This window comes from Vibrio sp. 10N.222.49.C9, from assembly GCF_041474985.1.
Taxonomy (GTDB): Bacteria; Pseudomonadota; Gammaproteobacteria; order Enterobacterales; family Vibrionaceae; genus Vibrio; species Vibrio crassostreae_C.
Genome location: NZ_JBFRVD010000011.1, coordinates 193179 through 205116, shown reverse-complemented (window position 1 = coordinate 205116; position 11938 = coordinate 193179). Strand labels below are relative to the sequence as shown.

Here is an 11938-nt window from a genome sequence, read left to right as displayed (position 1 = left end):
CGCTAATCCGCGATGAACCAAAAAAAAGCGCACCTAAAGGTGCGCTTAATTATATTAAACTGAATTTATCAATTAATTTAACGTTTTAACTGTGCTTCGCTCAACAATTTCAGGATGCATTTCGAACACACGCTTTTCATGGTCTTTATCTTTAATGCGTTCTAACAAAATTTCGAAAGCATTCTTACCAACACGACGTTTGGGTTGGTGAACCGTTGTTAACGGCGGAGAGAAGTATTCAGCCAACTCGATGTTGTCATAGCCGATCACTGAAATATCTTCAGGGATACGAATTCCTTTCTCTTGCAGTCTGCTCATTAGGCCGAGTGCCATCGTGTCGTTAAAACAGAATACTGCCGTTGGGCGATCTACCATCTTAATGATTTTCTCTGCAGCAAGAACCGCAGTATCACACTCGAAGTTACCTTCAATGATCATGTTATCATCGGCAGCAATCTTAGCTTCGTTGAGTGCGCGTTTGTAACCCGCGATGCGTTCAACACATGCCGCTTTGTCTAAGTGGCCACTTAAACATGCAATCTTAGAGTGACCGCGTTCAATAAGGTATTTGGTCGCTAGGTAGCCACCTTCTTCTGAGTTATCGATGATCTTATCAGCCTGAGAGCTCTCAGGGCCCCAATCCATAATCACTTTAGGGATGTCAGCGTGACGATCTAACATGCCTCTCAGTTCTTCAGTTAGGTCAGAACACATAACTAAGATGCCATCTACACGTTTCTCTGCAAGCATTCGAATGTAGTCACGTTGCTTCTCATAGATACCGCCCGTATTACACAGGATCAAAGTGTAACCTTGACGGTAGCAGTAGCTTTCAACACCATCGATAACTTCAGAGAAGAATAGGTTAGTTGATTGAGTAACTAGCATGCCGATAGTGCGGGTTGTATTGCACTTCAAACTACGAGCAACGGCACTTGGTGCATAGTTCAGTTCGTCTACGGCTTTATTTACTTTTTCTTGCGTCGCTTCTGCAACAAAGCGAGTTTTGTTGATTACGTGAGAAACGGTTGTTGTTGATACGCCTGCTAAGCGAGCGACATCTTTTATAGTGGCCATGGTTTTATCCTATTAGAAGCTACTTTCCCAAAGTACGGAATGAAGTAGCCGTTAAGCTACCTAACTAAGAGCTTAAATTTGTAGGGCTCTTTGGGTACTAAAGTGCTAAAAAACAAAAAACCGCTATTGAGCGGCTTGTCTTAACACCGAAATGCTCTGAACTTTAAGTAAGCATAGCATTTCGTGAATGTTTCATATTTTATCGTTTGCGGTCACAATTTTAGACTGACTAGAAATTACTCGCAATAAAATTCACCCGGAAATCCGGGTGAATTGTCACATTCTTCTGAATTTATTTAACGAGTCATCCAATAAGCTTATTCACCAGCGAGGTATTGGGTGTCCAATTTGCAGAATGCAAGTAGCAGAGATGAGACACTAGCGTAGAAACCGAATTCGTCAACGTCATGACATTTAACGTTGAACTTTGGTACCCAAGTAAGAAGTTGTTGCTCGATAAATTGCTGTTGAACAATGAACGATTTTTCTAGCTCTTCTTCAAGTTCCGTTTCATTAGAACGGATGATCAAGTTGCCAAGGAAGTCGAGTTCGATAGCGATGTGGTCAGCTGGTTCTTTTAGGTCTTGGTTCACCACTAAGTTGTGCTTAGCCATGATCTCTTCCATATCTTTTGCTGGCTTATCATTCAAAAGGCCAGTCTCACCGATATACATAGAAGCGTAAGGAAGTGCGCCATGCTTATCTGTTTTTAAGAATAAGTCACAGAAGTCAGCAGACAATTCTAGTTGAGCATCTTCACGCGTTTGTAGGCGGTTTAGCGCATCCACTAGGCTATCGATCGCTGGCTTTAGTGTTTCATTTTCGCCTAAACCAGTTAGGAAAGAACGAATTTCAACAGAGTGGTAGTGATCGAGTTCTTCTTGAGTGAGCTCTTTAGCGAATAAGCTTGATAGCCACCAGTATATTTCTGCTCTTTGCTCGTTGAACGCTTTCGTATCTTTCATTTCTTAGATCCTGATTTAGTCTTGTGGTGTTACTTATATACATCTTGAAGTCACTAGTGCATAAGCACACCAAGGCTGAATAACAAGGTTATTTGCGAAAGGCAAAGTTACTCGTTAGTAGTAATGCCTATATTGAATTGCGATGGACGATAAATAGCAAGGTTTAAGATTGTCTTGTATCAAAAAAGATCCATGTTTCTGGCTTTTATCTTGTGTACCACTAGAATTGTTACGAGTTATGAATAGAATAGTCACTGAAACTATTAAATAAGAAAAGTGGTGTAGATGAGCTATCACGTATTAGTCGTAGAAGATGATGTGGTAACCCGCAGTAAACTGGTCGGATACTTCCAGAACGAAGGTTACACAGTAAGCGAAGCAGAAAGCGGCGCTCAAATGAGAAACGTGTTAGAAGAAAACAACGTTGACCTCATTATGCTGGACATCAACTTACCAGGCGAAGATGGATTGATGCTAACTCGCGAATTACGCAGTCAATCAGACATTGGAATTATTTTAGTTACTGGACGCACGGATAGCATCGACAAAATCGTTGGCCTTGAAATGGGCGCTGACGATTACGTTACTAAACCCTTCGAACTTCGCGAGTTATTGGTTCGAGTTAAAAACCTACTTTGGCGTATCTCTGCTGCTCGTAAAACAGCAGCGGGCGCTGTAGAAGAAACATCAGATGAGTCTGTGGTTCGTTTTGGTGAGTGGACATTTGATATCCCTCGTCGTGCGTTAAGCAAGAACGGCGAACCAGTGAAACTGACCAAAGCAGAATACGAACTGCTAGTGGCTTTGTCTTCTTACCCTAATCAAGTATTAAGCCGCGAACGTATTTTGAATATGATTAGCCACCGAGTGGACGCGCCTAATGACCGTACTATCGACGTGCTGATTCGTCGTATGCGTGCAAAAATGGAGTTCGATCCTAAGAACCCACAAATCTTTGTGACGGTTCACGGTGAAGGTTACATGTTCGCTGGTGATTGATTTCCTTCGGGAGTGATTAATTAACAACGACATTTAAACGTAAAAAGCCGAGACATCATTGATGTCTCGGCTTTTTTATTACTCAGCTTTTACTGTTAACGACCAGAGAATCTACAAATACTTGGCGACTCTGTATGCTTAAGATGAGTTTAAAGATTCAATGGGCTTATTGAGGCTGAGCCGCGGAAACTTCACCGTCATCTTCAATTAAGCTGGAAGCTTCTGGAATAACAGGCTCTTCAACAATGTCATTGCTTGTATCTAGCCAATCACGCAGGCTTTGCCAAACCAATCCCATGGTTTCGTGCCAGTAACGCTCAGTCTGCTCAAGGTATAGCGCTTTCGGCATGTACTTTTCCCACGGCTCAACTATACCTTCTTGTGCAAGGTAGTTAGTTGGTGCCGGCAGTGGTTTCATTCCAGCAGCATTGAATTCGTTCAGTGCGCGAGTCATATGGCTCGCTGAAGTCACCAACACCATTCTTTTATTCTTAACGAACGCAGCGGCTTGGCGGGCTTCTTCCCAAGTGTCTTTTGCGGTTTCAAGCAGAATGATGTCGGGCTTTGCTACGCCAAGTGCTAAAGCCACTTTAGCCATCATTCTTGCGTTACTTACTTCAGTGCCTGCGCCATAGCCAGACAAAATGAGTTTTGCACCAGGGTAGAGGCGTAGAATACGAATCCCTTCACTTAAACGCATCAGGCCGGTGCGGCTAAGTTCTGATGTCGGTGGAATTTGGTCGTCTACGACGTGACCACTTCCAAGAACCATCACGTAATCGACGGTTTCATCGACAGGTAAAAATGCGGTGTGTTGCCTTTCCATTGGCATTAAAAGTTGACTAGAAACTGGCTGGAAAGCGATTAGGAAAATACCACATAGGGCTGAGAGGGTGATTAGGCAACCAGTCTTCCTTTTGGTAGTAAACATCACTAGGGCTAAACCCAGAAAAGCGAGAATTAACATTGCTGGCAGTGGCATCAATAGCGAAGACACTACTTTTTTCAGCTCAAACATATCCGAATAGTCCGAAAAAACATCACTTAGTAGTAAAAAGAGACATCGCCTCTTTATTCCTGAAATTCCTGTGACAGAATAGCAGGCACGATAGGACATAATAACTCAAGTAGCCGTGACTGAAGACCGTAATTTCGACGATATTGCCCACAAATTTGCAAAAAATATTTACGGCTCTGACAAAGGAGAGATCCGTCAGATCATCGTATGGGAAGATTTAGAACAAGCTTTGAGCAAGTTTGAGCAATCAGCTTCGCCGCTGCATGTGCTTGATGCTGGAGGCGGCCTTGCGCAGATGTCGCAAAAAATTGCGTCGCTTGGGCATAACGTTTCTCTGTGTGATCTCTCTTCTGAAATGCTGAAGCTCGCCGAAGAAAGTATCAGCGAAGCGGGTTTGCTAGAGCAATATCGATTTATTCATTCACCGGTACAAAAAGTCGCAGAACATCTCGATGAGAAAGTCGATTTTGTGATGTTTCATGCCGTAATGGAATGGTTAGCCGATCCTAAAGAGGCGCTTGATTTATTGCTTGAACAAGTTAAGCCAGGTGGTGTTGCCTCGATAATGTTTTACAACCACCACGGATTAGTCCTGAAAAATGTGATTTGTGGCAACATTCCTCATGTATTGAATGGGATGCCACATCGAAAACGGTTTAAGCTGCAACCACAAAAAGGCTTGAAGCCGGAAGAGGTTTATCAATGGATAGAAGACGCTGGTCTAGAAATCTGTGGTAAATCAGGCATTCGCTCTTTCAGTGACTACATAGGTAATATGGAGTACATGGGCGATTACCAATTTGAAGATGTATTGGAACTGGAAAAACAGCTATGTCGCCAAGAGCCATATCTGTCACTAGGCCGTTATATTCACGTTTGGGCTCAAAAACCTGCGCAATAACAGCGGTGAATGTGGTAAAAGAAGCCACAACATGCGCTATGCAATCGTAAGAAGCCCGCGTCATAAAGAAATAGGCGTCATATCTAATACATTCGATATGACGAAGAACAGTAACAGGAACCACAATGAGTGAAATGACTCAAACTGCCGAAGAGCAGCCAATTGATGAGTTGGTGGGCTGGGTCAAGCAGCATGATTTTTCATTAAACTTGCCACCAGAGCGCTTAGCATTTTTGATTGCTATCGCAGTACTAAGCAATGAAAGGTTCGATGAAGAGTTGGGCGAGGGTGAACTGCACGATGCATTTACCATCGTCACTCGACTGTTTGAAGATACTGGCGAAGCGTCCGCGTTTCGTGCCAACAATGCCATCAACGAGTTAGTTAAACAGAAGTTGATTAGCCGCTTTACCAGCGAAATCACCGATGGTGCGAGTATTTATCGCTTATCACCATTGGCGATTGGTATTTCAGATTATTACTTACGCCACCGTCAGTTTTCTAAGTTAAAACTGTCTATCCAGCTTTCTATGGTTGCGGACGAGATGGCAAAAGCCATTGAAGCAGCACAAAAAGGCGGAACTCCAGGACATTGGAGAAAGAATGTTTACGGCGTGCTCAAGTATTCTGTTGGTGAAATTTTCGATCAGATTGATCTTAACCAACGTGTTATGGATGAGCAGCAGCAAACCGTTAAACAGCAAATTGCCGACCTTTTAAACAAGGATTGGCGAGAGGCGATTAACAACTGTGAAACCTTGCTTTCAGAAACCTCGTCCACACTAAAAGAATTGCAAGACACCTTGCAAGCGGCGGGGGATGAACTGCAAACACAGATCCTCGATATTCAAGAAATTGTTTACGGTGACGATGAACTCGAGTTCGTTGGCGAAACCCTGTTCGGCTTGCAGATGAAGCTAGACCGAATCACCAGTTGGGGCCAACAAGCCATCGATTTATGGATCGGCTACGACCGCCATGTTCACAAGTTCATCCGTACCGCGATTGATATGGATAAAAACCGCGCCTTTAGCCAGCGCTTGCGTCAGTCAGTCACTGACTACTTTGATGCGCCTTGGTTATTGACCTACGCCGATGCTGAGAAGCTGACGGATCTTCGTGATGAAGCGCTCGTGCTTCGTGATGACGAAGTGATGGGACAAGCACCAATCGACGTAGAGTACGAAGAATTTGAGCAAGTAAATGACCTGCTTTCAGATCGAATTGCAGAGATGTTAAAAGCTCACAAACAGCAAGGCGCGCCAATTGATCTTGGCCTTGTGTTACGCGATTACCTCGCTGCACACCCTCGCACACACCATTTTGATTTAGCCAGAATTGTTGTCGACCAAGCCGTGCGCTTAGGTTACTCAGAGTCTGACTATCAGGCTATTCAGCCAGATTGGCAGGCAATTAACGATTTCGGTGCAAAGGTACAAGCAAATGTCATTAACAAGTACTGATGATTACATGCCAGAGAAACTGGTAAAAGCGATAGCGAACCCACTGTTCCCTGCGCTAGATAGCATGCTGCGTTCAGGTAAGCATGTTTCAACAGAAGACCTAGATAACCACGCGTTGCTGTCTGATTTTGAAGTTGAGCTTCAGCATTTCTATCAACGCTACAATACGGAATTGGTAAAAGCGCCGGAAGGTTTCTATTACCTGCGTCCGCGTTCTACGTCTCTGATTGGTCGTAGTGTGTTGTCTGAGCTCGACATGTTGGTTGGAAAGGTGTTGTGTTTCTTATACCTAAGCCCAGAACGTCTTGCTCATGAAGGTATCTTCACCAACCAAGAACTGTTTGATGAGTTGATGTCGTTAGCGGATGAGAAAAAACTCATGAAGCTAGCAACCAACCGTGCGTCTGGTTCTGACCTAGATAAAGAAAAGCTGTTCGAAAAAGTACGTACTTCTCTACGTCGCTTACGCCGTATCGGTATGTTGATTGCGATTGGTGAAACCGGCAAGTTCCGTATCAGCGAAGCGGTATTCCGTTTTGGCGCTGACGTTCGTGTTGGCGATGATATGAAAGAAGCGCAGTTACGTCTTATCCGTGATGGTGAAGCTGTGGTGCATACCCAAGAGCCTAACCAAGGTAGCTTGTTGAATGAAGAACAAGCGGAAGCCACATCAGAAGTAGATGCAGACGTAGACGAAAACGGTCAACAAGACATTTTTAACGATCAAGCTGACTTTGACCTTGAGTCAAATGCTGGCGAACAAACAAAAGTAGAAGGTGAAGCATGATTGAAAGAGGTAAGTATCAATCATTAACCATGGTCAACTGGAACGGCTTCTTTGCGCGTACTTTTGATATTGATGGATTGGTTACAACGCTTTCTGGCGGTAACGGTGCGGGTAAGTCGACCACAATGGCGGCATTCATCACAGCACTGATCCCTGACCAAAGCCTTCTGCATTTCCGTAACACAACGGAAGCGGGTAGCTCACAGTCATCTCGTGATAAAGGCCTTTACGGTAAGCTTCAGCCAGGCGCATGTTATGCCGCACTAGATGTTGTGAACTCTCGTAATCAGCGTCTATTGTTTGCAGTAAAACTGCAGCAAGTCGCGGGTCGTGATAAGAAAGTCGACATTAAACCGTTCGTTATCCAAGGCCTTCCAAGCCATGTGAAACCAACGGATGTGTTGATTCAGAACGTTTCAGACAGCCACGCTCGCGTATGTCAGTTGAACGACGTGAAAGCGGCGGTTGCACAATACGAAGGCACGCATTTTAAGGCCTTCTCTTCGATTGTTGATTACCACTCGCAAATGTTTGAATACGGTGTGGTACCGAAGAAACTACGTAACAGCAGCGACCGTTCTAAGTTCTACCGCCTAATTGAAGCATCACTTTACGGTGGTATCTCAAGTGCGATTACGCGTTCTCTGCGTGATTACCTGTTACCGCAAAATGGTGGTGTGAAGAAAGCGTTCCAAGACATGGAATCAGCACTACGCGAAAACCGTATGACGCTAGAAGCGATCAAAACGACTCAGTCGGATCGTGATTTGTTTAAGCACTTGATCACTGAATCTACGAACTACGTGGCAGCAGATTACATGCGCCATGCTAACGATCGTCGCAACAAGCTTGATCAAACCATGAAGTTCCGTGGTGAGCTGTTTGGTTCTCGTGAAACCTTGCTTGATCAAAACAACTTGTTGAACCGCGTTCAAGAAGAACTAGAGTTACTTGTCGATCAAGAATCAGCACTAGAGCAAGATTACCAAGCGGCTTCGGATCATCTGCAATTAGTTCAAACTGCACTTCGTCAGCAAGAGAAAATTGCCCGCTACAGCGAAGATCTAGAAGAGCTTAACGAGCGTCTAGAAGAGCAAATGATGGTGGTTGAAGAAGCTCAAGAGCGAGTACTTCTTGCTGAAGAGCAGGCAACCATCACTGAAGAAGAAGTGGATAGCCTGAAAACTCAGCTTGCTGACTACCAACAAGCGTTGGATGTTCAGCAAACGCGTGCACTTCAATACCAGCAAGCGGTTCAAGCATTAGAGAAAACTAAGCAGTTGCTTGGTGATGAATCTATTACGGCAGAAAGCGCACTAACTCTGGTTTCTGAGCTAAAAGCACAAGAAGAATCAAGCACTCAAACGCTGCTGTCTACTAAACATAAACTAGACATGTCTTCTGCTGCTTCTGCGCAGTTCGACAAAGCGCTCGCTCTTGTTAAAAGTATTGTGGGTGACGTTGAGCGTAAAGAAGCGTCTCAAAGCGCTAAGCAAGCTTTAGAAAAAGGCCGTAACGCAAAACACGTTGTTGAAAATGAACAGCAGTGGCGTGCTCAGCACCGCGATATGGCTCGTGATGTGGCTCAGCAGCGTCAAGCAAAAGAGCTAGCGACTGAATACCAAAAGCAACACAACATCTCACTGACTGACGAAGCGGTTTTCGATGAAGAACGTGAACGTCATGCTATGCAGATCGAGTCTCTTGAGTACGCTCAAGAAGAGCTGCGTGAAGCGAAGAGTGAGCAACGTCGTGTACAACAAAACCACGATCAAGAGATTCAAAAACTTGAGTCTATTGCTCCAGCATGGATCACGGCAAACGATGCGCTTGAAGCATTAAGAGATCAAACCGACGCTGAGCTAGAAGATAGCCAAGCGGTGATGACTCAAATGCAACAAGTGCTTGAAGATGAGAAATCTCAAGCGGTAGCAAAAGATCAGTTGGCTACGCGCCGAGCTGAACTTGAGCACGAAATTGAGCGTTTAGCGTCTCCAGGTGGTTCTAACGATCCTCGCCTCAAAGGCCTAGCGGATACGCTTGGTGGCGTGCTGCTTTCTGAGATCTACGATGATATCACTATTGGTGATGCGCCGTACTTCAGTGCGATGTACGGCCCGGCTCGTCACGCAATTGTGGTTTCTGATCTTGATGGTATTAAAGAGAAGCTGGTGGATCTTGATGATTGTCCAGAAGACCTTTACATCCTAGAAGGCGATGTCGACGCGTTTGATGACAGTTCATTCAATGCCGATGAGCTTGAAGGCGCAGTGTGTGTTCAGCTGAACGATCGCCAAATGCGTTACTCTCGTTTCCCTGAGATCCCACTGTTTGGCCGTGCGGCTCGTGAACAACGTCTAGAGAAATTGCGCGAAGAGCGTGACGTTGTGGTTGAAAACCACGCGAAGGCAGCGTTTGACTCTCAAAAACTGAATCGCCTATACCAAGCATTCAACAGCTTTGTTGCGAAGCACCTGCACGTTGCGTTTAACGCAGACCCAGAGCAAGCACTTGCTGCGATTCGTGATAAGCGTAATCAAATTGTTCGTTCTCTGGCTGAGCTTAACTCTAAAGAGCAGCAGCAACGCAGTCAGCTTCTACAAAGCAAGCAGGCACTTGGTGCGCTAGATAAATTAGCACCAATGGTTCGTATTTTAGAAGACGAAACATTGGCTGAGCGTTTAGCTGAATTAGAAGCGCAACTAGAGCGTTTAAGTGAAGCGAAATCTTACTTGAATACGCACGGCAAGGCGCTTACTTCTCTAGAACAGTTCGTATCTGCACTAGACGCTGACCCAGAGCAATTCGAAGCTTTGGAAGCAGAGTACCGTCAAGCAGACAACGCGCTACAAACGCTAAAAGGCAAAGTGTTCGCACTGTCTGACCTGATTGAGCGTCGTCATTACTTTGCTTACGCGGATTCTGTTGATTTGCTTAATAAGAGCAGTGAACTGAGCGAGCAACTGAAAGCGAAGTTGGTTCAAGCTGAACAAGCAAGAACCAAAGGCCGCGATGGCTTGAAGCAAGCTCGCGAACAGATGAACCAATACAACCAAGTATTGGCGGCACTGAAGAGCTCACATCAAGCGAAGCAAGAAACGGTTCAAGAGTTCAAACAAGAGCTACAAGAGTTCGGCGTAAACGCTGACGAAGGCGCTGAAGAGCGTGCTGTACGTCGTCGTGACGAGCTTCAAGAGCGTCTGCACACATCTCGCAGCCGTAAGAGTGAATACGAGCGTACGATTACGTCAACTGAACTTGAGATGAAAGCACTGGCTAAGCGTCTTAAGAAAGTTCAAAAAGAGTACACCGAGCTTCGTACTTTCGTTGTTGCAGCGAAAGCGGGTTGGTGTTCAGTACTTCGTTTAGCGCGTGAGAATGATGTTGAACGTCGTCTGCATAAACGTGAACTGGCTTATCTAACGGCAGGCGAGCTTCGCTCTATGTCGGATAAATCACTGGGTGCGCTACGTCTGGCGGTAGCCGACAATGACGACCTGCGTGATTCGCTGCGTTTATCTGAAGACAACGCGCATCCAGAGCGTAAAGTTCTGTTCTACATTGCGGTTTACCAACACCTTCGTGAGCGTATTCGCCAAGATATTATTCACACGGATGATCCGGTTGAAGCAATCGAAGAGATGGAAGTGGAGCTAGCTCGACTAACAGAAGAGTTGACGCAGCGTGAAAATCGCCTGGCAATCAGCTCTGAGTCCGTAGCAAGCATCATCAAGAAAACGATTCAGCGCGAGCAGAACCGTATTCGAATGCTGAACCAAGGTTTGTCTAACATTTACTTTGGTCAGGTTAAAGGCGTACGTCTGAACGTTAAGATCCGTGAAAGCCACGAGATCTTGCTATCAGGGCTAGCAACTCAACAAGAGCAACACAAAGACTTGTTTGAATCAACGCGCTTTACCTTCTCAGAAGCGATGGCGAAGTTGTTCCAACGAGTGAACCCGCATATCGATATGGGTCAACGTTCTCCACAGGTTCTTGGTGAAGAGCTACTGGATTACCGTAACTACCTAGAGCTGAGTGTTGAAGTTAACCGTGGTTCAGATGGTTGGTTACAAGCTGAATCGGGCGCATTGTCTACGGGTGAGGCGATCGGTACGGGTCAGTCAATCCTATTGATGGTTATTCAGAGCTGGGAAGAGGAATCTCGTCGACTTCGCAGTAAAGACATCGTTCCATGTCGTTTGTTGTTCCTTGATGAAGCAGCACGTTTGGATTCTAAGTCGATCTCTACGCTGTTTGAACTGTGTGACCGTTTGGGTATGCAACTTCTGATTGCAGCACCTGAAAACATTAGCCCAGAGAAAGGTACAACCTACAAACTGGTTCGTAAGGTCTTCAAAGACCACGAACACGTACATGTTGTTGGCCTGCGCGGTTTTGCTCAAAACAAACCAGCATCTCCGGTGCAAGAGCTTATCGAAGAAACTGAGCAATAACTTTGATAGCCGAATTATAATCTTGATAGCCGAGCAATAACCTTGATAGCTTAGCTATAAGCTCGAAAGCGACTCAATGATATTTGTTCAAAGCCCCTAATCATTAGGGGCTTTTTTGTACCTTGAATCTAATTTCTTACTTCTTACTTCTTACTTCTTACTTCTTACTTCTTACTTCTACAGCAGAACCCCTCCCGCTTAATCCTTTCGTCGACACTGATAAGACCATTCATACATTATGGTTATTATCAATGGAACTTGTTTGAGGTCA

General features: G+C 45.0%; 8 protein-coding genes. 5 read left to right on the top strand and 3 right to left on the bottom strand.

Annotated features, from left to right (window positions below; all coding sequences use genetic code 11):
• Window positions 1-72: 72 nt before the first annotated feature.
• Entirely contained in the window at window positions 73-1077 is a 1005-nt protein-coding gene (gene purR, locus AB4585_RS05165) for an HTH-type transcriptional repressor PurR (protein WP_372154660.1), read from the bottom strand.
• A 317-nt stretch (window positions 1078-1394) separates the two neighbouring features.
• A complete protein-coding gene (gene torD / locus AB4585_RS05160) occupies window positions 1395-2042 on the bottom strand; it encodes a molecular chaperone TorD (RefSeq protein WP_017093386.1) in 648 nt (215 codons plus the stop codon).
• Between the two features lie 285 nt (window positions 2043-2327).
• Here torD and torR point away from each other — a divergent pair, with 285 nt between their 5' ends.
• Window positions 2328-3041, top strand: coding sequence for a two-component system response regulator TorR (gene torR / locus AB4585_RS05155; RefSeq protein ID WP_017067841.1), 714 nt, complete (start codon window positions 2328-2330; stop codon window positions 3039-3041).
• Between the two features lie 166 nt (window positions 3042-3207).
• On the opposite strand, the gene elyC is transcribed toward torR, so the two are convergent.
• Window positions 3208-4059 carry an envelope biogenesis factor ElyC gene (elyC, locus tag AB4585_RS05150; RefSeq protein WP_102332487.1) on the bottom strand — a complete coding sequence of 284 codons (852 nt, stop codon included), beginning with the start codon at window positions 4057-4059 and terminating at the stop codon, window positions 3208-3210.
• A gap of 115 nt (window positions 4060-4174) precedes the next feature.
• Between elyC and cmoM the strand changes: the two genes are divergently transcribed.
• From cmoM to mukB, 4 genes are all read left to right on the top strand, one after another.
• Window positions 4175-4960, top strand: coding sequence for a tRNA uridine 5-oxyacetic acid(34) methyltransferase CmoM (gene cmoM, locus AB4585_RS05145; protein WP_017063509.1), 786 nt, complete (start codon window positions 4175-4177; stop codon window positions 4958-4960).
• 125 nt (window positions 4961-5085) lie between these two features.
• Window positions 5086-6423, top strand: a complete 1338-nt coding sequence (gene mukF, locus AB4585_RS05140) for a chromosome partition protein MukF (protein WP_017055049.1) — start codon at window positions 5086-5088, stop codon at window positions 6421-6423.
• Entirely contained in the window at window positions 6404-7210 is an 807-nt protein-coding gene (mukE, locus tag AB4585_RS05135) for a chromosome partition protein MukE (RefSeq protein ID WP_017067527.1), read from the top strand. Before mukF ends, mukE begins: the two co-directional genes overlap by 20 nt.
• Entirely contained in the window at window positions 7207-11667 is a 4461-nt protein-coding gene (gene mukB / locus AB4585_RS05130; RefSeq protein WP_372169403.1) for a chromosome partition protein MukB, read from the top strand. The genes mukE and mukB overlap by 4 nt, the downstream gene beginning before the upstream one ends.
• Window positions 11668-11938 lie beyond the last annotated feature (271 nt).

What these genes read in the sequence shown, in the direction of transcription:
- mukF (WP_017055049.1), top strand. Translation starts at nt 5,086, where the DNA reads ATGAGTGAAATGACTCAAACTGCCGAAGAGCAGCCAATTGATGAGTTG.
- torD (WP_017093386.1), bottom strand. Translation starts at nt 2,042, where the DNA reads ATGAAAGATACGAAAGCGTTCAACGAGCAAAGAGCAGAAATATACTGG.
- mukE (WP_017067527.1), top strand. Translation starts at nt 6,404, where the DNA reads ATGTCATTAACAAGTACTGATGATTACATGCCAGAGAAACTGGTAAAA.
- elyC (WP_102332487.1), bottom strand. Translation starts at nt 4,059, where the DNA reads ATGTTTGAGCTGAAAAAAGTAGTGTCTTCGCTATTGATGCCACTGCCA.
- purR (WP_372154660.1), bottom strand. Translation starts at nt 1,077, where the DNA reads ATGGCCACTATAAAAGATGTCGCTCGCTTAGCAGGCGTATCAACAACA.
- torR (WP_017067841.1), top strand. Translation starts at nt 2,328, where the DNA reads ATGAGCTATCACGTATTAGTCGTAGAAGATGATGTGGTAACCCGCAGT.
- mukB (WP_372169403.1), top strand. Translation starts at nt 7,207, where the DNA reads ATGATTGAAAGAGGTAAGTATCAATCATTAACCATGGTCAACTGGAAC.